At 70.5% G+C, this 22,878-nt stretch carries 17 protein-coding genes; 6 read left to right on the plus strand and 11 right to left on the minus strand.

The window, feature by feature from the left end:
* The 6 genes from V8688_RS15650 to V8688_RS15675 all read right to left on the minus strand — a co-directional run.
* A partial coding sequence (locus V8688_RS15650) for an amino acid adenylation domain-containing protein (RefSeq protein WP_342801110.1) occupies nt 1-7,857 on the minus strand: 7,857 nt, incomplete at its 3' end.
* Nucleotides 7,854-8,567 carry a DUF6875 domain-containing protein gene (locus tag V8688_RS15655; RefSeq protein WP_255588469.1) on the minus strand — a complete coding sequence of 238 codons (714 nt, stop codon included), beginning with the start codon at nt 8,565-8,567 and terminating at the stop codon, nt 7,854-7,856. The genes V8688_RS15655 and V8688_RS15650, both read right to left, overlap by 4 nt.
* A gap of 474 nt (nt 8,568-9,041) precedes the next feature.
* Entirely contained in the window at nt 9,042-10,199 is a 1,158-nt protein-coding gene (locus V8688_RS15660; RefSeq protein WP_316573650.1) for an acyl-CoA dehydrogenase, read from the minus strand.
* A 165-nt stretch (nt 10,200-10,364) separates the two neighbouring features.
* Nucleotides 10,365-11,024, minus strand: a complete 660-nt coding sequence (locus V8688_RS15665) for a TetR family transcriptional regulator (protein WP_218720926.1) — start codon at nt 11,022-11,024, stop codon at nt 10,365-10,367.
* A gap of 43 nt (nt 11,025-11,067) precedes the next feature.
* A complete protein-coding gene (gene purE, locus V8688_RS15670) occupies nt 11,068-11,574 on the minus strand; it encodes a 5-(carboxyamino)imidazole ribonucleotide mutase (RefSeq protein ID WP_308248629.1) in 507 nt (168 codons plus the stop codon).
* Nucleotides 11,575-11,763: 189 nt separating this feature from the next.
* Complete coding sequence (locus V8688_RS15675) at nt 11,764-12,990, minus strand: 5-(carboxyamino)imidazole ribonucleotide synthase (protein ID WP_218720925.1); 1,227 nt, start codon at nt 12,988-12,990, stop codon at nt 11,764-11,766.
* A 39-nt stretch (nt 12,991-13,029) separates the two neighbouring features.
* Between V8688_RS15675 and V8688_RS15680 the strand changes: the two genes are divergently transcribed.
* Complete coding sequence (locus V8688_RS15680; RefSeq protein WP_316573648.1) at nt 13,030-13,578, plus strand: GtrA family protein; 549 nt, start codon at nt 13,030-13,032, stop codon at nt 13,576-13,578.
* Between the two features lies 1 nt (nt 13,579).
* On the opposite strand, the gene V8688_RS15685 is transcribed toward V8688_RS15680, so the two are convergent.
* Genes V8688_RS15685 through V8688_RS15695 form a run of 3 tightly spaced genes read right to left on the minus strand, consistent with a single transcriptional unit; the run spans nt 13,580 to nt 16,168 of the window.
* Nucleotides 13,580-14,887, minus strand: coding sequence for a HAMP domain-containing sensor histidine kinase (locus V8688_RS15685; RefSeq protein WP_218720923.1), 1,308 nt, complete (start codon nt 14,885-14,887; stop codon nt 13,580-13,582).
* Between the two features lie 8 nt (nt 14,888-14,895).
* Complete coding sequence (locus V8688_RS15690; RefSeq protein ID WP_218720922.1) at nt 14,896-15,597, minus strand: response regulator transcription factor; 702 nt, start codon at nt 15,595-15,597, stop codon at nt 14,896-14,898.
* Between the two features lie 40 nt (nt 15,598-15,637).
* Nucleotides 15,638-16,168, minus strand: a complete 531-nt coding sequence (locus V8688_RS15695; RefSeq protein WP_218720921.1) for a PH domain-containing protein — start codon at nt 16,166-16,168, stop codon at nt 15,638-15,640.
* 128 nt (nt 16,169-16,296) lie between these two features.
* Between V8688_RS15695 and V8688_RS15700 the strand changes: the two genes are divergently transcribed.
* Nucleotides 16,297-17,259 (plus strand): acyl-ACP desaturase, encoded by a 963-nt coding sequence (locus V8688_RS15700; RefSeq protein ID WP_218720920.1) that lies wholly within the window; start codon nt 16,297-16,299, stop codon nt 17,257-17,259.
* Nucleotides 17,260-17,299: 40 nt separating this feature from the next.
* Here the strand turns inward: V8688_RS15700 and V8688_RS15705 are convergent, their stop codons facing one another.
* Nucleotides 17,300-18,097 carry a biotin--[acetyl-CoA-carboxylase] ligase gene (locus V8688_RS15705; RefSeq protein ID WP_218720919.1) on the minus strand — a complete coding sequence of 266 codons (798 nt, stop codon included), beginning with the start codon at nt 18,095-18,097 and terminating at the stop codon, nt 17,300-17,302.
* A 124-nt stretch (nt 18,098-18,221) separates the two neighbouring features.
* On the opposite strand from V8688_RS15705, the gene V8688_RS15710 reads away from it, so the two are divergent.
* The 3 genes from V8688_RS15710 (at nt 18,222) to V8688_RS15720 (ending at nt 21,000) form a co-directional block, all read left to right on the plus strand.
* The gene (locus V8688_RS15710) at nt 18,222-19,862 is read left to right on the plus strand and encodes an acyl-CoA carboxylase subunit beta (RefSeq protein ID WP_218720918.1); all 1,641 of its coding nucleotides are present in this window, start codon (nt 18,222-18,224) and stop codon (nt 19,860-19,862) included.
* Between the two features lie 167 nt (nt 19,863-20,029).
* Entirely contained in the window at nt 20,030-20,359 is a 330-nt protein-coding gene (locus tag V8688_RS15715; protein ID WP_218720917.1) for an acyl-CoA carboxylase subunit epsilon, read from the plus strand.
* A gap of 5 nt (nt 20,360-20,364) precedes the next feature.
* On the plus strand, nt 20,365-21,000 hold the full coding sequence (locus tag V8688_RS15720; RefSeq protein WP_218720916.1) for a nucleoside triphosphate pyrophosphatase: 636 nt from the start codon (nt 20,365-20,367) through the stop codon (nt 20,998-21,000).
* Here the strand turns inward: V8688_RS15720 and V8688_RS15725 are convergent.
* Nucleotides 20,926-21,702, minus strand: a complete 777-nt coding sequence (locus V8688_RS15725; protein WP_218720915.1) for a helix-turn-helix domain-containing protein — start codon at nt 21,700-21,702, stop codon at nt 20,926-20,928. The genes V8688_RS15720 and V8688_RS15725 overlap by 75 nt on opposite strands.
* A 153-nt stretch (nt 21,703-21,855) precedes the next feature.
* Here V8688_RS15725 and V8688_RS15730 point away from each other — a divergent pair, with 153 nt between their 5' ends.
* On the plus strand, nt 21,856-22,746 hold the full coding sequence (locus tag V8688_RS15730) for a sulfurtransferase (protein ID WP_218720914.1): 891 nt from the start codon (nt 21,856-21,858) through the stop codon (nt 22,744-22,746).
* The last annotated feature ends 132 nt before the right edge of the window (nt 22,747-22,878 follow it).

A 22,878-nucleotide genomic window follows, 5' to 3' on the forward strand; every position in this document is an offset into this window, starting at 1 on the left:
CGCGCCGAGGCGGGCGGCGGCGCGCGTCGCGGACAGCGAGTCGCCGCCGAGGGCGAAGAAGTCGTCGTCGGCGCCGACCTCCGGGTGGTCGAGGACGGCGGCGTAGGCCTGCGCGACCAGCCGCTCGGCGCCGACCGGGGCGACGTACGGCGCGCTGGTGTGCTGGGGTTCCGGGAGCGCGCGCAGGTCGACCTTGCCGTTGCCGGTGACCGGCAGCGCGTCCAGGAGCGTGACCGTCGCGGGCACCAGGTGCCGGGGCAGCCGCCGTACCAGGAACTCGCGCAGCGCCGTCGGGCTCGGCTCGGCCCCGGCGACCGGCGCGACATACGAGGCCAGCGTCTGGTCACCGGTCGGCCCGGGACGCGGGACCGTCACGGCGAGCGCGACACCGGGCGCGGCCAGCAGCGCGGCGTCGACTTCGCCCGGCTCTACCCGGATGCCGTGCAACTGCACCTGGGAGTCGTTGCGGCCCACATAGTTCAGCCCGGTGGACGAGGTCCGGCGCACCAAGTCGCCGGTGCGATACATCCGCTCGCCGGGGGTACCGAACGGGTTGGCGACGAAGCGCTCCGCGGTGCGCGCGGCGGCGCCGGCATAGCCGCGGGCCAGGCCCGGACCGATCAGGTACAGCTCGCCGACCGCGCCTCGCGGCACCGGCCGCAGCCAGCTGTCGAGCACCGCGAGGCCGCACCCGGGGAGCGGGGTGCCGAGGTCGGCCGCGTCGTCCGGGGTCAGCGGCGCGCTCAGGGTCACCGCCACCGTCGACTCGGCGGGGCCGTAGGAGTTCAGCATCGTCCGGCCCGTGCCCAGGCGCGCGACGAGTTCGGGCGGGCAGGGCTCGCCGCCGGTCACGATCGCGCGGACCCCGGCGACGGCCGCGGTGGGCAGCGTGGTGAGGACGGCGGGCGGTGCGATCAGGTGGGTCACCCGATGATCGGTGATCACGCGGGCGAGCTCGTCGCCCGCCGTGGCCGTCGACGTGGCGACGACGAGTGTGGCGCCGGCGTGACAGCAGCTCAGCCACACCAGGATCGAGGCGTCGAAGGCGGGATTCATACACAGCAGGAAGCGGTCGCGTGGGCCGGGACGCAGCCGCGCGGCGACGCCGGCGACGAGCCCGCTGAGTCCCGCGTGGGTGACCGCGACGCCCTTGGGTGTGCCCGTCGAGCCGGAGGTGTAGATCAGGTAGGCGGGGTGCCCGGCATGCAGCGGGCGGGTCCGGTCGGCGTCGGTCACCGGGTCGGCCGGGCCGGCGGCCACACGGGTGGCGACCGGGTCGTCGTCGAGCACCAGCCAGGACACTGTGTCCGGCAATGTCTTCCGGTGCGCGGCGACGGTGATGCCGAGCCGGGCGCCGCTGCCGTGGGCGACGGCGGCGATCCGGTCGACCGGGTGGTCGACGTCGACGGGCACGAACGCCGCACCCGACTTGGCGACCGCCCAGACGGCCACCAACCACTCCGGTGACCGAGGCAGGGCGACCAGCACCGCGCCCTCGGGCCCGGCACCGTCGGCGATCAGCGTGCGCGCCAGGCGATTCGACTGCTCGTCGAGCGCGGCGTACCCGAGCTCGACCACCGCCTCCCTCGCGCCGAGTTCCAGCCCCGGCACCGGCACCGGCACCGGCCCTGACTCCGGTCCCGGCACCGGCCCTGACTCCGGTCCCGGCTCCGGCTGCTCGGGCTCGGGCTCGGGCTCGGGCTCGGGCTCGGGCTCGGGCTCGGGCTCGACAGTCGCACGACGGCAGTATTCGCGCCCGGAAATATCGTCCGGCTCGAGCTCGTCGGAGGCGCCGACGTCGACTTTCACGGGCCCAGGTCCGCTCGCCTGAATCGCCTGCGCGACAGACGATCCGATGACGGCGGTCTGCCCTGCGGACACTCCGGCCGCCAGCAGTTCCGGCAGCAGCTGGATCGGCCGTGGCCGGGTGCGCAGGACCTCGGCGCCCGCGAGGCCGCGCACGGCGGCGACCGGGGTGGCCGGGTCGGCGAGGCAGGTGAGGATGCGGGACAGGCGATCCGCGAGCGCGGTGGCCTCGGCGTCGTCGAAGTACCGGTCCGAGCAGGTGAGGGTGAGGCGCAGGCCGGCCCGGTCGTGGGCGGCCAGGCACAGCGGGTAGTGGGTGCCGTCGCGGCCGTGGAAGTCGGTGACGCGCAAACGCGCCTGCGCCGAGGCCGCGCGCAGGGCCTCGGCGTCCATCGGGTAGGACTCGAAGACCATGCCGGTGTCGAACAGCGGGCCGAGCCCGGCCGCGGACTGGATCTCGGCGAGTCCCACGATGTGCCGGTCGACGAGTGCACCCTGCTCGCGCTGGACGCGCGCCAGCAGCGCGCCGACCGGCTCGTCCGGGCGCAGGCCGACCCGCACCGGAATCGTGTTCACCAGCATGCCGACGATCCGATCGGCACCGGGCAGCTCGGGTGGGCGACCGGACACGGTGGCCCCGAACACCACGTCGGTGTGCCCGGTCAGTTCCGCCAGCAGCACCGCCCAGGCCGTCTGCACCACCGTGTTCGGGGTGATACCCGCCGCGCGGTGCCGGGCGAGCGCGGCGGCGTCCGCCGACAGCGGCACCTCCCGGCGCAGGTCGGCCGGTTCGGTGCCGTGCGTCCGTGGGGCGCGGGCCGCGGTGACGAGGGTCGGGCCTGCGAGTCCGGCGAGCGCGTCCGACCACGCGGCCCGCGCGGCGACCCGGTCCTGACGGTCCAGCCACTCCAGATAGCGCTGGTAAGGCACCGGTTCGTCCAGGGGCGCGGTGCCGTCGTAGAGCGCGAGCAGATCACCCAGCAGCAGCGGCATCGACCAGCCGTCGAGGACGAGGTGGTGGTTGGTGACGATCAGGCGCATGTCGTCGGGTCCGCAGCGCAGGCACAGGAACCGCAGCAGCGGTGGCTGTTCGGGATCGAAGGGACGGGCGAGTTCGGCCGCAGCGAGCGCCGCGCGGTCGGCCGGGTCGGCGTCGAGTACCCGCCACGGCACGTCGACCTCGTCGAGCACCACCTGCACCGCCCCGTTCGCCGTGGTGACGAACGCGGTGCGCAGCGCGGCGTACCGATGCACGAGGGCCGTGGCCGCGCACCGGAGCCGCTCCAGGTCCACCGGGCCCGCCAGCGCGAACTCCGATTGCACGACGTACTTGTCGGTGTGTCCGGCGGTCAGCCGGGTGTGGAACAGCAGGCCCTGCTGCAACGGCGACAACGGCCAGACGTCCGCGATGCCGTCGTAGCGGCGCCGCCACCGGTCGAGCTCACCGCCGGTGACCCGCACCAGCGGCAGATCCGACGGTGTCAGTCCGCCCGCGCCCGGCGCGACCACGGCTCGGGCGATCGCAGCCAGCGCCGACACCCAATGGCGGGCGATCCGCTCCACCGTCTCGCGGGCGATGACCTCGGCGGGGAACCGCCAGACCGCCCGCACCACAAGATCTTCCGTGCTGTTCAGGGTCGCCGCGTCGATCGAGAGCACCGTGGACGCGGGCAGTTCGCCGTCACCGGCCCCGCCGAGCTGATCGGCCACATCGACCGGGAGCCAAGGTATTTCGGTGTCGGCACCGGAGATCTGGCCCAGATAGTTGAACCCGATCTGCGGACTCCCCGCCGCTCGCAGACTGTCGGCACCGGCGGGCCACAGATGCCGCAGCAGGCCGAACCCGAACCCGCCACGCGGCACCGCACGCGACTGCTCCTTCACGGCGGCCACCCAGGCCAGCGGTTCGGTATCGGCGCCGAGGTCGAGCGCGATCGGGAATTGACTGGTGAACCAGCCGACCGTGCGCGACAGATCCGCCCCGGGCACGACGGTCTCGTCGCGGCCGTGCCGTTCCAGCATGAGCAGCGCCGGACCGGGCTCGCCGCGGTGCTCGCGCACGGCCGCGACCAGGGCGGCCAGCAGGGCTTCCTCCAGACCGCAGCGCAGCGCCGTCGGCAGGTGCTCGACCAGCGGGGCGACGGTCGCGGTCGGGATCACGATCTCGATGCGGTCGAGTCGCGCGCCGACGTCGCGGGCCGGGTCGAGGGCGCGCTCGCCCAGGCGCGGTTCGGGAGTGTCGAGGACGGCGCGCCAGTAGTCCAGCTGGTCGGTCCATTCCGGCGCGTCGGCCAGGCCGTCGAGTGCCTGCGCCCAGGTTCGCACGGAGGTGCCGACCGGCGGCAGCTGCACCGGAGCGCCCACCTCGACCGCGGTCCACGCGGCGACCAGATCGGCGATCAGGATGCGCCAGGACACCGCGTCGACGGCCAGGTGGTGTACGGCCAGGACCAACCGCCCACCGGGACCGCCCGGATCGAGCCACCCGGCGGCGAGCACACTGCCCCCGGTGGGGTCGAGCCGATCCACCGCCGCCGCTGTAGCCGCCGCGATGTCCGCGCGGGCGATCCGGGCGCGCGGGCGGTGGTCGACGAGGGTGGACACGTCGATCGTGCGGGGCGAGGCGACCTCGAGCCGCTCGCCGTCGACGACGCGAACACGCAGCATGTCGTGCCGGTCGACGACGGCTTGCAGCGTGCGCACCAGCCGGGCACGATCGATGTCCGCGGGCAGCGCCAGCACCATGGTCTGGGCGAACCGCTGCCAGCCCGGCCGGGTCAGCAGCCAGTCCACGATCGGCGTCCGCCGCACCGAACCCACACCGCCACCGGGCAATTCGCGCAGCACCGTGCGCTCCCCCGGCACCGCCACGACGGCGGCCAGCTCGGCCGGGGTCGGATGCTCGAACACATCGCGCGCCGAGAAGACCAGATCGGCGGCGCGGCCCCGCGACACCAGCTGGATCGACAGGATCGAGTCCCCACCGAGCGCGAAGAACGACGCCCGCGCCCCCACCTCGGGGACCCCGAGCACCTCGGCGAACAGCGCGCACAGCGCCCGCTCCGGTCCCGCCGCGGCCGGTGCCGAAGGCGCCACCGCGGGTTCGGGCAGCGCACGCCGGTCGACCTTGCCGTTGCCGGTCAGCGGCAGCGAGGTGAGCACCGTGACCGAACTCGGCACCAGGTGTCCGGGCAGCCGGTGCAGGCAGAACTCGCGCAGCGCCGCGCCGTCGAGCTCCGTCGTCCCGTGCACCGGCACCACATACGACGCGAGCATGTCCCGCCCCGAGGCACCGGCCCGCACCACCGTCACCGCGAAGTCGACTCCGGGGCAGGTCGCCAGCACGGCGTCGATCTCCCCCGGTTCCACCCGCATCCCGCGCAGCTTCACCTGGAAATCGGTGCGGCCCAGATAGTCCAGGACGAAGGTGCCGTCGACGGCACGCCACCGGACCAGGTCACCGGAGCGGTACATGCGGGCACCCGGCGCGCCGAACGGATCGGCCACCATCCGCTGGGCGGTCACACCCGCACGACCGGCGTAGCCCCGCGCCAGCCCCGGGCCCGCGATGAACAGCTCGCCGGGCGTCCCGGCGGGCACCGGGCGCAGCAGGTGATCGAGGACATGCAGCGTGACACCCGGCACGGGTGACCCGATACCCGTGGGCCGATCGGGCGCCAGCGGCGCGGTGAAGGTCGCCGCCACCGTGGTTTCCGACGGTCCGTAGGAATTGATCAGCGCGCGGCCGGTGCCGAAACGCGCCACCACCTCGGGTGGGCATGTCTCCCCGCCGGTGGACACCGCGCGCACGCCGTCGAGCGCGTCGGGCGGCAGCGACGACAGCACGGCGGGCGTGGAGCACAGGTGCGTGATCGCCGCCTCGTGGATCGCGGCAGCCAGTTCGGCGCCCGCGGCCGCGTCGGTGATCACCAGGGTCGCCCCCACGGTGAAGGCGACCAGCAGCTCGAGCAGGGACGCGTCGAAACTCGGGTTGAGACAGTGCAATACACGGGAGTCACGGTCCGCGCCGTAGGCGTCGCGGACGGCATCGGCCAGTCCGGCGATGCCCGCATGGGTGACCACGACGCCCTTGGGCGTACCGGTGGAGCCCGAGGTGAACACGATGTAGGCGGGGTTGTCGATGCGGGCCCGGGGCAACGGCTCGGTGCACGGGTAGTTCTCGCCGAGCTCGTCGACGGCGATCCAGGTCACCGTGTCGGGCAGGTCCGCGCGCCGGTCCGACGTCGTAACACCCAGCCGTGCAACGCATTCCGTTGCCATGACCGCCAAGCGCGGCGCCGGATTCTGCACGCCGACCGGCACATACGCCGCACCCGAACGCGCCACGCCCCAGAACGCCACCACCGACTCCACCGAGCGCGGCAGCGCGACCAGGACGGCGGCCTCCGGACCCGCACCGGCCGCGACCAATCGATGGGCCAACCGGGCCGAAAGCCGATCCAGCGCACCGTAATCGAGAACGCAATCGCCGGCGACCACCGCCGTCGCCGCCGGACCCGCCGTGATCATCCCCTCGTCGAGCACATCCGCGAGCAGCCGGGGCGCGGAGGCGGGGGCACCGCGCAGCCCGGCACGCAGCGGCCGCTCGTCGGGCAGGAAGTAGTCGAGCGCGCGCACCTCGGTGGCCGGATCGGCGTCGATGATCGCGGCGAACAGCGCGAGGAACCGATCGTGGTGACGGGCCAGGGTTTCGGCGTCGTAGAGATCGGGGTTGGCGGTGAAGTCCACGTGGACGGGGCTGTTCGCGCCGTGCTGGTAGAAGTTGACGAACAGGTCCTCGATCGGGCCCGAGGTCAGCACGTGCAGGCTCGTCTCGACGTCGGCGAAGTCGACCTCGGTCGGGAACAGCATGATGTTCACGACCGGGCCGACGAACCCGCGTCCGCCCTCGGCGCCCCCGTCATCGTGGCGGATCTCCTCGTGCCGGAACTGCTGATGCCGCAGCGCGCCCGAGACCTCGACCCGGATGACCTCGGCCAGCTCGGCGACGGTGCTGTGCGCGCGGACCGGCACCCGCAGCGGCACCACATTGGCGAGCATGCCGCCGGAACGGCGCAGCATGGCGGTGGTGCGGCCGGACACCGGCAGGCTCAGTACGACGTCCTCGGTGCCGGTGGCCTGCGCGTAGTAGACGGCGAGCGCGGTCATCACCAGCCCGGCCGTGCCGACGCCGTAGCGGGCGGCCGCCGCGTCCAGGCGCGCCTTCGCCGCGGGCGAGAGTTCGGCGCGGTGCTGGCGGCCGAGGGCGTGGGCGGGCGCGGGGGCGTCGACCAGACTGCACCGACGCGGCATCTCGGCGATCCGCTGCTCCCAGTACGCGGCGTCGGCGGCGCAGCGGGTGCTGTCGAGATAGCGCAACTGCGCCTCGTGCACCGCGCGCAGGCCCGCCGCGACGCTGGGCTTCGGCGGCTGCCCGGCCAGGGCCGCGTTGTAGAGCTCGGCGACCCGGTACAGCGCCGACGCCGACGCNGCGCGCAGGCCCGCCGCGACGCTGGGCTTCGGCGGCTGCCCGGCCAGGGCCGCGTTGTAGAGCTCGGCGACCCGGTACAGCGCCGACGCCGACGCGAAACCGTCGATGACGATGTGGTGGGCGCGCGAATACCACAGCACCCGCTGCGGTGCGACGCGGAGCAGGGCCGACATGACCAGCCGGTCGCCGAGCAGATCGATCGGTGCCGCGACATCGACGCGCATCCACCGGATCGCCTCGGCCTCGGGATCGGTGGCGTCGCTGAAGTCCAGGACGGCCATCGTCAGATCGATCCGCCGGTCGACGATCTGACGCGGGCCCTCGTCGGTGTCGACCAGCCGCAACAGCCCGGACTCGAACTCCCGGCTCACCTGCTGCGATACCGCGATCAGGAGGTCGACGTCGAGGGGGCCGCGCATATCGATGTACTGCGCCTCGTACAGCGGCACCGCCGGGTCGAGCTGCTGGGCGTACCACATGCCCAACTGGGCGGGCGAGAGCGGAAACTCCTCGACCGCTGCCGGATCCGGCGCCGGCGCGGTGGACAGCTCGCGGGTCATCGCCCGGCGCTCCCGGCACTGATCCCGTGCAGTTCCTCGTCGTAGTACGCGGGTACCTCGGTACTCGCGTTCGCGATGAGCCTGCCCACCACGACCCGGCGCACATGCGCGGGTAGGCCGGGCGCGAACTTCTTGACGTAGGCCGACATCCACTCCGGCCGCGCGATCAGGAACGGGAAGTCGGTGGCCATCATCGTGCGCACCACCAGCATCGGAATCGGCGAGTCGAGCGGGTGGTACTCCCGGTTCCACAGTCCCGGCTGGGTGCAGCCGGGGTAGAACTGCCCGAGCATGAGACCGCGTTCGACGAATTCCGATTTGAGCTGGTCGTGCAGGTCGTCGATGAGGGTGTAGTCGTGCAGCTCGGGCATCGCGGTCACCAGGCAGCGCAGCACGGCGGCGCCACCGACGTCCGGCGGCAGCTTCGGGAACAGTTCCAGCGCGTCGGACAACACCAGCCGCACGTAGGCGGGCCACGGTCGCGCGCCCGCGACCCGGCCGACCCAGATCAGGTCGCGTCGCATCGCCGGGCCGACGTACGGGCAGACCGGACCGTCGCGCCCGATCTCGCCGAGCGGCTGGGTCAGATGGTCGCGTGCCCAGGCGCGGACCCCGTCCAGGGTGGCCTGCGTGAAACGCGAGCTCTCCGTGGCAGTCGACAGGGGGTACCAGCTCATTCCCGAGCGGGATCCGAAAATTACCTCGGTCATGATTCACCTCGCCATATCACGAGGTCGAGCATTCTCCGAAGCATCGCCGTGCACGCGAGTAGCGGGCCACTCGAATATTCGAGGCAGCCCGGCCCATTGACGACTCCAGCGCTATGCACCATGTTGCCGACTCCTGCTATAGAAGGACAAAGGGCCAGCTCAAAGCCCTTTTCTACTCAGGAGGATTCGACATCGGCCACATTCGACGACCCCGACGGCTCAGTTGGATCCCACCTGTCTTGGTATATTGCACGGAGGCGGCGAAACGATTCGCGCCCAGGGCACGAATAAATAACCCTCTGGTGTCGAGAAAATTTCTCGGTCGCTTCTCCTGTTAATAAACAGCCACAATTCGATCATCAATCGCCCCCTACGCGGCGACTATCGAGATAACGCCGCGGGATCGCCCGCGAAACAGCCGTGGCCCCCGGCGAGTTCGCCGGGGGCCACGGATTCGCGCTTGTCGCGCCGCGATCAGCGCAGGATCTGGCGCGACATCACCAGACGCTGGATCTGGTTGGTGCCCTCGTAGATCTGGGTGATCTTGGCGTCGCGCATCATGCGCTCGACCGGGAAGTCGGTGGTGTAGCCGGCGCCGCCGAAGAGCTGGACGGCGTTGGTGGTGACCTCCATGGCCACGTCGGAGGCGAAGCACTTGGCGGCGGCGGAGATGAAGCCGAGGTTCTTCTCGCCACGCTCGGCGCGGGCCGCGGAGGTGTAGACCATGAGGCGGGCCGCCTCGACCTTCATCGCCATGTCGGCCAGCATGAACTGGGTGTTCTGGAAGTCGGCGATGGCCTTGCCGAACTGCTTGCGATCCTTGGTGTAGGCGATCGCGGCGTCCAGGGCGCCCTGGGCCAGGCCGACGGCCTGCGCGCCGATGGTCGGGCGGGTGTGGTCGAGGGTCTGCAGCGCGGTCTTGAAGCCGGTGCCGGGCTCGCCGACGATGCGGTCGCCGGGGACGCGGCAGTTCTCGAAGTACAGCTCGGCGGTGGGCGAGCCCTTGATGCCCAGCTTGTGCTCGAGCGGGCCGACGACGAAGCCCTCGTCGTCCTTGTGGACCATGAACGAGGAGATGCCGTTGGCGCCCTTCTCGGCGTCGGTCACGGCCATCACGGTGTACCACTCGGACTTGCCACCGTTGGTGATCCAGCACTTGGAGCCGTTGATGATCCAGTCGTCGCCGTCGGCCTTGGCGCGGGTGCGCATGGAGGCGGCGTCGGAGCCTGCCTCACGCTCGGACAGCGCGTAGGAGGCCATCTTGCCGTTCACCAGGTCGCCGAGGACCTTCTGCTTCAGCTCCTCGGAGCCGTTGAGGATCAGGCCCATGGTGCCGAGCTTGTTGACGGCGGGGATCAGCGAGGACGAGCCGCAGACGCGGGCGACTTCCTCGATCACGATACAGGTGGCGACCGAGTCGGCGCCCTGGCCGCCGTAGGCCTCGGGCACGTGCACGGCATTGAAGCCGGCGGCGTTGAGGGCGGTCAGCGCCTCCTCGGGGAAGCGGGCGTTGCCGTCGACGTCCTTGGCGTACGGAGCGATCTCCTTCTCGGCGAGGCCACGGATGGCGCCACGGAGCTCATCGTGGAAGTCCTCGAGCTGGAACAGGTTGAAATCCGGGTTTCCCGCCATCGGGCACTCTCCTGGTCGTGGTGGTGATCGCTGCGGTCAACAGCGCGTCCTACATCGGCACCCAGTGCCAATTCGGCTCGATTATACGCCCGGCACTCTACCCCTACATGGGGATATGCCAGTGGCACTCAGTGTCACCGATCCTTCACGCCGCCGAAGCGGCGCTCACAGGTTACCGAGCTGGGCGGTGATCAGGTCGGCGACCTTGCGCGGCGGCATGTCCCGGGGGAAGACCGCGAGGACCAGCTCCTCGCGCGGGGTCGGCGCCGGCCTGCCGCGCGGGATCAGGGCCAGTTCGGTGCGCAGATCGGCGACGGCGGCCGCGGACTCGCCGCGCACCATCCGGCGCAGCAGATAGTTGTGCGTCGCGGTCACCGCGGCGGTGAACTGGACCCGGACCAGGTCCGGCTCGTCGGGCAGTTGCTCGCGCAGGAAATCGGTGAACAGGCGCTCGTACCGGAACACCGTCACGATCTCGCGCTCGCGCAGCGCGGGCACCCGCCGCACCACCTGATACCGGCGCGCGGCGATGTCACGCCACTGGGTGAACCGCTCGAACACCCCGATCACGGCCTCACACACCGCATCCCACGGATCACCCGTGGCCCGCCGCAACGAGTCCTCGGCCAGGGCCAGCTGGAACTCGTGATCGGCGAAGATCACGTCCTCCTTGGACCGGAACTGCCGGAAGAAGGTCCGCCGCGAGATCCCCGCCGCCACCGCGATCTCGTCCACCGTCGTCGCCTCGTACCCCCGCTCGGCGAACAACCGCAACGCCTGATCCACCACCGTGAGCCGGAACTGCGCCGCATCGTCGTGTGCCACCCGACCACCGTAGTCACCGGCCACGACGGGTCCCGACCGGGATCTAGCCCAGGAGCTTGGTGCGCAGGGCCTCGTCCTTGTCCAGGACCATCTGCTCGAGGCCGGCCTGGAACTGCTCCATGCGGGTGCGCAGGGCGGGGTCGTGGGCGGCCAGGATGCGTACGGCCAGCAGGCCGGCGTTGCGGGCGCCGCCGATGGAGACGGTGGCGACCGGGACACCCGCGGGCATCTGGACGATCGACAGCAGCGAGTCCATGCCGTCGAGGTACTTCAACGGGACCGGCACGCCGATCACCGGCAGCGCGGTGGCCGAGGCGACCATGCCCGGCAGGTGGGCGGCCCCGCCCGCGCCGGCGATGATCACCTGCAGACCACGGCCCGCGGCGTCGCGCGCGTAGTCGAGCATGCGCTGCGGGGTGCGGTGCGCGGAGACCACGCCGACCTCGAAGCGGATGCCGAACTCGGCCAGCGCCTCGGCGGCGGCCTCCATCGTCGGCCAGTCGGAATCGCTGCCCATGATCAGGCCGACCTGGGGACCGATGTTGCTCACGTGCGCTCCTGTGTTGTCGGCGGCTGGCGCCGCGGTTTTCGGCCTCGTGACCTCGCCTCCGAGGGGCGATACTTCGCCTTCGGCGTTACGTCTCGCCCCTCGGAGGCGAGGCGGCCGAAAACGTAGGGGTCACGAATGCCGTTGGGGTGGTTCGGGTTCGGCGTGTGGTCGCGGATGCCGTGGAGTGTTTCAGGATTCGGCGTGGGGGTCCCAGCCGTCGGTCCAGACCGCGTGCGACATCCAGTGGGCGGCGCGTTCGGCTTTCTCGCGGACCTCGTCGACATTCTCGCCGAGAATGTTGACGTGGCCGATCTTGCGGTCGGGGCGTTCGCCCTTGCCGTAGAGGTGGACCTTGGCCTCGGGCAGGCGGGCGAACAGGTGGTGCAGGCGCTCGTCCATCGACATCTCGGGCGCCGCGGGGGCGCCGAGGATGTTGGCCATCACCGTCACCGGGGCGAGCGGGGTGGTGTCGCCGAGCGGGTAGTCCAGCACCGCGCGCAAATGCTGCTCGAACTGGCCGGTGCAGGCGCCGTCCATGCCCCAGTGACCGGAGTTGTGCGGGCGCATGGCGAGCTCGTTGACCAGGATCTCGCCGTCGTGGGTCTCGAACAGCTCGACCGCCATCACCCCGACCACACCCAGCCCGGCGGCCAGCTCCAGCGCCATCGTCTCGGCCCTGGCGGCCGTCTCCTCGGCCAGCTCCGGCGCGGGCGCGATGACCACCGCGCACTGCCCGTTGCGCTGCACGGTCTCCACCACCGGCCAGGTCGCCGCCTGACCGAACGGCGAACGCGCGACCATCGCCGACAGCTCGCGCTTGAGGTCGACCTTCGCCTCGGCGAGCAGCTGCACGCCGTGCGCGAGCTGGTCGGTGACCAGCCGCTCGGCCTCGGCGGCGTCGGCGGGCATCCACACGCCGCGGCCGTCGTAGCCGCCGCGCACGGCCTTGAGGACGAAGGGCCAGCCGTGCTCGTCACCGAAGGCGATCGCGTCGGCGGGCGCGGTGACCTCCACGAACGCGGGCACCGGCAGGCCGAGCGCGGACAGCTTGGTCCGCATGGCGAGCTTGTCCTGCGCGAAGATCAGCGCCTGCGGCGGCGGGGCCACATTGACGCCCTCGGCGACCAGGATCTCGAGGTGTGCCGTCGGCACGTGCTCGTGATCGAAGGTCAGCGCGTGCGACCCGACCGCGGCCTTGCGCAGGGCGGACAGATCGTCGTGGCTGCCGAGGACGACATCGGGGGTCACCTGCGCGGCGGGGTCCTCGGGGCGCTCCGCGAGCACCCGCAGACGCTGGCCGAGGGCGACCGCGGCCTGGTGCGTCATGCGCGCGAGCTGGCCACCACCGACCATCGTGACGGTGGGCATGGCAGACGGATCGAACGAACGTGCACTCACGTCGTGCAATGTTGTCATGTCGAATGCGAATCTTTGCTACCGGTACACTCGGAACTCGTGTCAATCGTCGACGACGTGGTCAGCGTCCTTCCCCCGCGCCTGCGCGAGCTAGCGTTCCGGCATAAAGAGCTGATCAAGTTCGCCATCGTCGGTGCCACGACGTTCGTGATCGACAGCGGCCTGTTCTACCTCCTGAAATGGACGGTGCTGGCCGACAAACCGGTCACCGCCAAGATCATTTCCGGGGTCGTCGCGGTGATCGCGTCCTACATTCTCAACCGGGAATGGTCGTTCAAGAATCGCGGCGGCCGAGAGAAACATCACGAGGCGTTGCTGTTCTTCGGTGTCAGCGGCATCGGCGTCATCCTGAGCAACATTCCACTGTGGATCTCGAGCTACGTCCTCGATCTGCGCCAGCCCGATGTGAGCTTCCTGGTCGAGAACATCGCCGACTTCGTCAGCGCGTTCATCATCGGCAACCTGCTGCAGATGGCGTTCCGGTTCTGGGCGATGCGCCGCTGGGTGTTCCCGGACGAGATGAACGAGATCGTCGCCGAGCTCGAGGAACTCATCGAAGAGGAACAGGAACCGCTCGGCCAGAGCTGAGTCAGCGCGGCTCGGTGAGGGTCGCGTTCGGCGACCGGTTGACCTTCGAGCCGAGGAACACCGCGAACAGCGCGGGACGGCGACGCTGCAGCTCCAGCCTGCCACCGTCGGCCTCCACCAGCGCACGCGCCAGGGCCAGGCCGACACCGGTCGAACCACCGGCCGAGAAACCCCGATCGAAGATGTGCGGCGCGAGCTCGTCGCGCACGCCCTCGCCCTCGTCGGCCACCTCCACGCAGATCAGCGGATCGCGCGAACTCATCGTCGGCACCGTGCGCACCGACACCGTGCAGGTGCCGCCGCCGTGCATCAGGGCGTTGTCGACCAGCACCGCGACGGCCTCGCGCAGCCGGGAACCGGTGATCGGGGCACGCAGCGACTCGTCACCGATCAGCCGCAGTTCGCGCCCCTCCTCGGTGAACGGGTGCGCCCATTCGGCCATGACACCGCGCAGCTCGGCCATCACCGGGACCGGATCGCGGTCGGCGGCGTCCTCGTCGCGCGAGGCCCGCACCAGGTCGTCGATGGCGTCGGTGAGCCGGTCGACCTGCGCCATCGCCTCCTCTGCCTCGTGCACCACCTCGGGGTCGGCGTGGGTGGACAGCTCGTCCAGGCGCAGGCGCACGGCGGTCAGCCGGCTGCGCAGCTGATGGGAGACGTCGGCGACCAGCGCGTGTTCGCGTTGCAGCCTGCCCGCGATCTCGACCGTCGCCGAATCGAGCACGTCGGAGACGCGGTCCAGTTCGGCGATGCCGTGCCTGCGCGGGTCGGGCCGGAAGTCGCCCATGGCCAGGCGGGCGGCGCGGGCGGCCACGTCCCGCAGCGGGTCGGCGACCCGGCGCGCGGTCACCACCGCGACGGAGAACGCGGCACCGAGCGAGGCGAGCACGGCCAGCGCGACCGCGGCCACCGCCTGCTCCTGCCGGGCGTGCATGGGCCCGGCGGGCACCTCGAGCCGCAGCGAACCGGAGGTGCCCATGGACAGCGATTCGACGAGGGGATCGTCGACGTGGTCGACGCCGATGTCGGTGCGCGCGGCGTTGTCGTGCGGCGCCGGATAGACGATCGTCAGCTTGCCGCCCTCGGGCACCAGCGCCCGCATCGCGCGCACGTCCAGACCGTCGTGCACGGTGCCGTCGCCGCGCTCCTGGGCGATCACCTCGGCGGCGACGCGTTCCAGGCGGCTCTGCAGATCGTTGCGGGTGATGTCCTCGACCCACAGCCACGCGGTGTAGATCAGCGGTACGCCGAGCACCACCGTGGTGATGGTCAGCACGGTCAGGATCGAGCGCAGGATGCGGCGGCGCACTGCCCTGATCAGCCTCGGCCCTGGCTCGACGGCCCGTCGGTGTTGAGCCGGAAACCGACCCCGCGCACCGTGACGATGCGCCGCTCCGCCATGGGCCCCTCGTCGCCGATCTTGCGGCGCAACCAGGACATGTGCATGTCCAGGGTCTTGGAACCGCGCAGGTCCGCGTCGCCCCAGACCTCGCGCAGGATGGTCTCGCGCGGCACCACCTGACCGGCCCGGTCGATGAGCACCTTGAGCAGTTCGTACTCCTTGTTGGCCAGGTTCACCTCGGCGCCGTTGACCAGCACCCGGCGCGCGGCCGGTTCGAGCCGGATCCCGCCGACCTCCACCGCGTCGTCGCCGATGCCGCTGCGCCGCAGCAGCGCGCGCACCCGGGCCAGCAGCTCGGCCAGCCGGAACGGCTTGCCGACGTAGTCGTCGGCGCCCGCGTCCAGCCCGACGACGAAGTCGACCTCGTCGGTGCGGGCGGTGAGCATCAGCACCGCCAGATCGGCGCCGCTGGCCCTGACCTGCCTGCACACCTCCAGCCCGTCCATGCCGGGCAGGCCGAGATCGAGGATCAGCAGATCGTGGTCGCCCTCGAGCGCGCGGCGCAGCACCGCGGGACCGAACCGTTCGACGGTGACGGTGTAGCCCTCGCGGCCGAGAGCGCGCGACAGCGGCGCGGCGATCGCCTCGTCGTCTTCGGCGAGCAGTACGGCGGTCATGTGCTCAGATTACGGATACCGGTCGGGGTGGGCCGGGAGCTCACCGATAACCGCCCCAGGTCTGGTCCCGGCGAGCGCTGCCCGCCTCGAACACCTCGTGGTAGAGCAGCGCGTGCACCTGCTGGACCTGCGGGATGTCGTCGTATTCGAGCGGCTCCTCCGACGACGAGCCGATGATCAGCGTGCCGGTGCCCAGCATCCGGTCGAACACCCCATGCTGGAACTGCACGCTGGAGATGCGGCTGAGCGGGATGTCGATGCCGGTGTGGGTGAGCACGCCCTGACGCACCAGCACCCGCCGGTCGGTGATGATGAAATGGGTGGACTTCCAGGCGATCACCTTGCCGACGCAGCGCCACAGGATGAGCCCGAGCCAGATCAGCCCGATGAGCAGCAGCAGCACCGTGCGCACGTGCCCCTCGGTGTTGCGCCAGGCGAGGCCGCCGAGGAAGCCCGCCACGGCGGTCCCGGCGATGAGTGTGACGACCGGCCACACCAGCATCTTCCAGTGCGGATGGCGGTGCAGGATCAGCTGTTCGTCGGGCGCGAGAACGTCCTCCGGGTACCCCATGGCCGAACGATACCCCGTTGGGACGGTGCATTTCCCGATGCCACGGCCGAGGCGATACTGTGGTTTCCACGCTAGATGCCAGGTTTTGCCCATATCTGCTTGCTCGACACCCGACAGTGGAGGCACGCGTGACCAAAGCTCTGACTCAGCTCGAAATCCTGACGGCCCTGGAACCGGTGGCCGAACAGAATCTCAATCGGCACCTCTCGATCGCCAAGGACTGGAATCCGCACGATTACGTCCCGTGGGACGAAGGCCGCAATTTCGCCGCGATGGGCGGAATCGATTGGGAGCCGGAACAATCCAGGCTCTCCGAGGTCGCCAAGGCGGCGATGATCACCAATCTGCTCACCGAGGACAATCTCCCGTCCTACCACCGGGAAATCGCCGAGAACTTCTCCCAGGACGGCGCCTGGGGCACCTGGGTCGGTCGCTGGACCGCCGAGGAGAACCGGCACGGCATCGTGATCCGCGACTATCTGGTCGTCACCCGTGGCGTCGACCCGGTCGCCCTGGAAGAGGCCAGGATGATCCACATGACCCAGGGCGCGCACGCGCCGGCCAACTGGGGCGGATTCCTGGTCAACGTCGCGTACGTGACGTTCCAGGAGCTGGCTACTCGGGTCAGCCACCGCAATACCGGCCGCGTCTGTGACGATCCGGTCGCCGACCGCATGCTGGCCCGCGTCGCCACCGACGAGAACCTGCACATGATCTTCTACCGCAACCTCTGCGGCGCGGCGCTGGACCTGGTCCCCGACCAGGCGATGCCCGCGATCACCAAGGTGCTCACCAACTTCCAGATGCCCGGCGCGGGCATGCCGAACTGGCGGCGCAACGGCGTGCTGATGGCCAAGCACGGCATCTACGACCTGCGCCAGCACCTCGACGAGGTGGTGCTGCCGGTGCTCAAGCAGTGGAACATCTTCGACCGCACCGACTTCGGCGCGGCCGGCGAGGCGGCGCGCGACGACCTGGCGCAGTTCGTCGACAAGCTGGAAAAGGACGTGCTGCGCTTCGAGGAGCAGCGCGACCGGCTGCTGGCGCGCGAGCGCGAAGTGGCCGAGCGCAACGCCGTCGCGGCGCGCTGACCCGGTGCCGAGCGGTCCCGGCGCACCGGGACCGCTCGCGTCAGTACTGGCCGCGCAGGTGACTCACGTCGCCGGCGGAGACCGCCTCGTCGCCGATCAGCAGCCGGCCGGTGTCGTCGATGCCGGTCGCGACGCCGGTGACGACCCGGCCGCCCGGCAGCTCGGCCCGCACCTCGATGCCGAGGGTGGCGCAGCGCTCGCGATAGGCGGCGGCGAGTTCCTCGACGGCCCAGCCCGCCCGCTCCCACGCGGTGAACCGGCGGGCGAACTCGGTGAGGATCGCCGCGACCAGCGCGGTCCGGTCCAGGTCGCGCGCGCCGGCCAGCGCGAGCGACGTCGCGTGCGGGACCGGCAGTTCCGCCTCGTCGAGGTCGACATTGAGACCGATGCCGACCACCACGGCGGGCGCGATGCCGGTCGCCGCCACCTCGGCCAGGATGCCGGAGAGCTTGCGGCCGTCGAGCAGGACGTCGTTGGGCCACTTCAGTTCCGGCGCGACCCCGGCCGTGCCGCGCACCGCGTCGACGACCGCGATCCCGGTCAGCAGGGGCAGCCAGCCCAGCGCGCCGGGGTCGATCCCGGGCAGGCGGACCAGGATCGACAGCGAGATCTGCGCGCGCGGCGGGCTCACCCAGGCGCGGGCGTGCCTGCCGCGGCCCCGCACCTGCTCCTCGGCCAGCAGCGCCTGCCGGTCGGCGGACGGATCCGCGGCCCTGGCCACCAGGTCGGCATTGGTCGAACCGGTCGATTCGACCACGTCGATCCGGTCGTAGAACGTCGGTGCCGGAGTGGCGAGGGAGCTGCGCAGACGAGGCGCATCGATCGGTGCCCTGTTCATTCCGGGAACGCTACTCGCCCGGATGGGGGCAACTTTGTGGCCGCGCCTAGCTGGGGTTTCTGTACTGGCCGGTAGGCGAGACTGCCGTAGTGCGACGTGGTGTCACTGGTTACACTCGCAACCCATGACGAGTGTCCAGCAGCAGCCCGCATCGGATTCGGCGGGCACCCCCGATATCCACACGACCGCCGGGAAGCTGGCTGACCTGCGGAATCGGCTGGAAGAAGCGCAACACCCGATGGGTGAGGCCGCGGTCGACAAGGTGCACGCCAAGGGCAAGATGACCGCGCGCGAGCGCATCCTGGCCCTGGTCGACGAGGGCTCCTTCGTCGAACTCGACGCCCTCGCCAAGCACCGCAGCGTGAATTTCGGCCTGGAGAACAACCGTCCGCTCGGCGACGGCGTGGTGACCGGTTACGGCACCATCGACGGCCGCGACGTGTGCCTGTTCTCGCAGGACGTCACCGTGTTCGGCGGCTCGCTCGGCGAGGTCTACGGCGAGAAGATCGTCAAGGTCATGGACCTGGCCATCAAGACCGGCCGTCCGCTGGTCGGCATCAACGAGGGCGCCGGCGCGCGCATCCAGGAGGGCGTCGTCTCCCTGGGCCTCTACGGCGAGATCTTCCACCGCAACGTGCAGGCCTCCGGCGTGATCCCGCAGATCTCGCTGATCATGGGCGCCGCGGCCGGTGGCCACGTGTACTCCCCCGCGCTCACCGACTTCGTGGTGATGGTCGACCAGACCTCGCAGATGTTCGTCACCGGTCCCGACGTGATCAAGACCGTCACCGGTGAAGAGGTCACCATGGAGGACCTGGGTGGCGCGCACACCCACATGACCAAGTCCGGCGTGGCCCACTACGTGGCCTCCGGCGAGCAGGACGCCCTGGACTACGTCAAGGACCTGCTCAGCTACCTGCCGAGCAACAACCGCGCCGAGGCGCCCCGGCACGCGCCGACCGACCCGATCAACGGCGCGATCGAGGAATCGCTCACCGACGAGGACCTCGAGCTCGACACGATCATCCCGGACTCGCCGAACCAGCCGTACGACATGCACGAGGTCATCACCCGGCTGCTCGACGACGACGAGTTCCTCGAGGTCCAGGCCGAGCGCGCGATGAACATCATCTGCGGTTTCGGTCGCGTCGACGGCCGCAGCGTCGGCATCGTCGCCAACCAGCCGACCCAGTTCGCCGGCTGCCTCGACATCGACGCCTCGGAGAAGGCCGCGCGCTTCGTGCGCACCTGTGACGCCTTCAACATCCCGATCATCACCCTGGTCGACGTTCCCGGCTTCCTGCCCGGCACCGGCCAGGAATACAACGGCATCATCCGCCGCGGCGCGAAGCTGCTCTATGCCTACGGCGAGGCCACTGTGGGCAAGATCACGATCATCACTCGCAAGGCCTACGGCGGCGCCTACGACGTCATGGGTTCCAAGCACATGGGCGCCGATGTGAACCTGGCGTGGCCGACCGCGCAGATCGCCGTGATGGGTGCTTCCGGCGCCGTCGGGTTCGTCTACCGCAAGCAGCTGCAGGAGGCCGCCAAGAACGGCGCCGACGTGGACGCTCTGCGCCTCGAGCTGCAGAACGAGTACGAGGACACCCTCGTGAACCCGTACGTCGCGGCCGAGCGCGGTTATGTCGACGCGGTCATCCCGCCCTCGCACACCCGCGGCCAGATCGTGTCGGCGCTGCGACTGCTCGAGCGCAAGATGGTGACCCTGCCGCCGAAGAAACACGGCAACATTCCGCTGTGAAAGCGCGATATCCCCGGTAGGCCGCGCACACTTGTTGCTATGACGCAACTGTTGATCGTCGCGTCCCTACCGGGAATGATCGCGTCAACCGCGCTGTAGGACATCGGAGTACCACAGCTTCGCCACCGGGGCAGATCTCCCGGACGAGGCAGGAAGGATCTGGCACTGTGACAACTGTGGCAGAAGAAGACGTGTTGACCGCCGCCGAGCTGGAGCTCGCCGTCGAACCACTCGTCGACGAGGTCGAGCCGTCCGCTAGCGCGGTTGCCGTCGAGCCCGCGGAGAGCCTCGGGGAGCCGATGTTCCGCATCGTCAAGGGCTCGCCGACCGATGAGGACATCGCGGCGCTGGTCGCCGTGCTGAGCGCGGCCGCCGCGAGCGCCCCCGCCACCGGCCCGACCGGCCCGAACGACAACTGGGGCAGGGCGACGCTGATGCACCGGGGCACGTCCCCGTTCTCGCCGTACGCGTACCCGCTGCTGTCGCACCTGCGCTGACGCGGGTGACCCGGCTGGTTCTGGCCTCCGCGTCCCCCGCCCGTCTCGGGATCCTGCGCACGGCGGGCATCGACCCCGTCGTGCGCGTCTCGGGCGTGGACGAGGACGCGGTATCGGCCGCGCTCCCCCCTGACACCTCCTCGCACGACGTCGTCGTCGCCCTGGCCCGCGCCAAGGCGGTCGACGTCGCCGCGTCGATCCCCGAACTCGCCGCCGACTGTGTCGTCGTCGGCTGCGATTCGATGCTGCTCGTCGACGGGCAGCTGCAAGGCAAACCGCACACGCCCGAGGTGGCGCGTGCCCGCTGGGCCGGAATGGCCGGTCGCAGCGCCGATCTGATCACCGGGCACTGTGTGCTGCGGCTGCGCGACGGCGCGGTCGTCGCCGAATCGGCGGAGTGCAGCAGCACCACGGTGCATTTCGCGAAGCCGGCCCCCGACGAGCTCGACGCCTACATCGCCTCGGGCGAACCGTTGCAGGTCGCGGGCGCGTTCACCCTCGACGGGCTGGGCGGCTGGTTCGTCGACCGGATCGAGGGCGACCCGTCCAGCGTCATCGGGATCGGGCTACCGCTGTTGCGCAGGCTGCTCGAAGACGTCGGCGTCGGTGTCACGCAGCTGTGGCGGGACGCGCGGGCCTGACGGCGCGATCACCGGCTTCTCCCCGCTCGCGGCCGGTCCGGCCGTCACCGGTGCGGAGTTCTCCGCGCCCAGGGTGAGTTCCAGCCGGGCCGTACACAGCTCCGGCTCGACGAACGGGTGCAGCTGCACGTCGACACGACCGCGGGCGCCGTTGCGTTCCAGCACCTCGCGCATGAGCCCCATGTGCACCCCGCACACGACTTCGGCGTGCGAGCGGGCCAGTTCCCGCAGCGGGCAGGCGGTGAGATTGATCTGGACGTGCTCGGGCGTCTCGCCGACCGGGTCCTTCTCCGGCGCGAAGCCGAGTTCCGACATCAGCGACATGGTGATGTCCCTGGCGTCGGCGAGGGTTTCCACCGGGTGGGTGCCGATGTCCATCCGGGCGCCCCAGGCGCGGCCCGCGGCGACCGCGGCGGCCGAGCGGGTGACCGGATCGGGTCCCAGATGATCGGCGAGGACCTGGGCGAGTTCCTGATAGCCGACCGAGCGCTGCACGGCGCGGTAGCCGATCCGGGGACGGCCGCGACCGCGGGGCGGCTGCTGGAACTGCCGGACGAGGGATTCGCGGGTGAGCACATCGAGATGGAATCGGACCGTGGTGACATGCTGTCCGGTGATCCTGGCCAGTTCCTGGGCGTCGAGGGGCTCGGTGGCGCCACGTAGGATCGCGAGCAGTCGCCGTCGCGGCCAAGAATCGGACATAGCTCACCCCTCCTCTCCAGAGACTTTATCGGACGGCTCTGCGCTTTATTCGACCATTGTGTCGATTCGTGATGTGCCAACACAGACATACCATCGGCTGCGACCCCATCACACTGTCGCATCCGCCCATACTCTCGCGTGAAGGACCACACCGTGCCCGTCGCCCCGGATCCGCACCCCGCCTTCGGTTCCTACGCAGTCCCGCACCGATTGGTAACCACAGAATGGCTGTCCGCAAACATCGGCGTACCCGGTTTGAAGATCATCGAGTCGAACGATGACATCCTCCTCTACGACATCGGCCATGTGCCCGGCGCGGTCAAAATCGATTGGCGTGGTGACCTGAGCGACCCGGTGACCCGCGATTACGTCGACGGCGCCCGGTTCACCGAGCTGATGCGGGCCAAGGGCATCCGGCGCGAGGACACCGTGGTGATCTACGGCGACCGCGACAACGCCCAGGCCGCGCACACCGCCTGGATCTTCACCCTGTTCGGCCACGAGGACGTGCGCCTGCTCGACGGCGGCCGCGACGCCTGGATCTCCGAGGAACGCGACACCACCTTCGACCTGCCCTCCCCCACCCCCACCGACTACCCCCACGTCGAGCGCGACGACACCACCGCCCGCGCCTTCCGCGACGAGGTGCTGACCCGTCTGGGCAGCCCGCTGGTCGACGTGCGTTCGGCCCAGGAGTACTCCGGGGAGGTCGAGGACAAGCCGCTCGACCAGGAGTACGCGACGCTGCGCGGCGGCCACGTGCCGACCGCGGTGAACATCCCGTGGACGCAGGCCTGCACCACCGACGGCCGATTCCGGTCCAGGGCCGAGCTGGACACGGTCTACGGGGCGCTGCCCACCGAGGATCTGGTCGTCTACAGCCGGGTCGGCGAGCGTTCCAGCCACACCTGGTTCGTCCTGACCTTCCTGCTCGGCCGCAGGTCGGTGCGCAATTACGACGGTTCCTGGATCGAGTGGGGCAACTCGGTACGGCTGCCGATCAGCCGGGGCACCGACCCGGGCCACGCGACCGGGATCAATTGAAACGTATTCACATCACAGCGTGCCGAGTACTGTGACCTGCGACCTACTCGACAGTAGGGCTAGCCGAGTTCGGGCCCAATTGGCAGACTGCCTACACTCGCCCGAGACGAAAGTTATCGATACCGGGCACGG

Source organism: Nocardia sp. No.11, from assembly GCF_038752175.1.
GTDB lineage: Bacteria > Actinomycetota > Actinomycetes > Mycobacteriales > Mycobacteriaceae > Nocardia > Nocardia canadensis.

Coding starts and splice junctions, on each gene's coding strand:
- V8688_RS15655 (WP_255588469.1), bottom strand. CDS start 8,567: ATGACCGAGGTAATTTTCGGATCCCGCTCGGGAATGAGCTGGTACCCC.
- V8688_RS15660 (WP_316573650.1), bottom strand. CDS start 10,199: ATGGCGGGAAACCCGGATTTCAACCTGTTCCAGCTCGAGGACTTCCAC.
- V8688_RS15675 (WP_218720925.1), bottom strand. CDS start 12,990: ATGACAACATTGCACGACGTGAGTGCACGTTCGTTCGATCCGTCTGCC.
- V8688_RS15690 (WP_218720922.1), bottom strand. CDS start 15,597: ATGACCGCCGTACTGCTCGCCGAAGACGACGAGGCGATCGCCGCGCCG.
- V8688_RS15695 (WP_218720921.1), bottom strand. CDS start 16,168: ATGGGGTACCCGGAGGACGTTCTCGCGCCCGACGAACAGCTGATCCTG.
- V8688_RS15705 (WP_218720919.1), bottom strand. CDS start 18,097: ATGAACAGGGCACCGATCGATGCGCCTCGTCTGCGCAGCTCCCTCGCC.
- V8688_RS15710 (WP_218720918.1), top strand. CDS start 18,222: ATGACGAGTGTCCAGCAGCAGCCCGCATCGGATTCGGCGGGCACCCCC.
- V8688_RS15725 (WP_218720915.1), bottom strand. CDS start 21,702: ATGTCCGATTCTTGGCCGCGACGGCGACTGCTCGCGATCCTACGTGGC.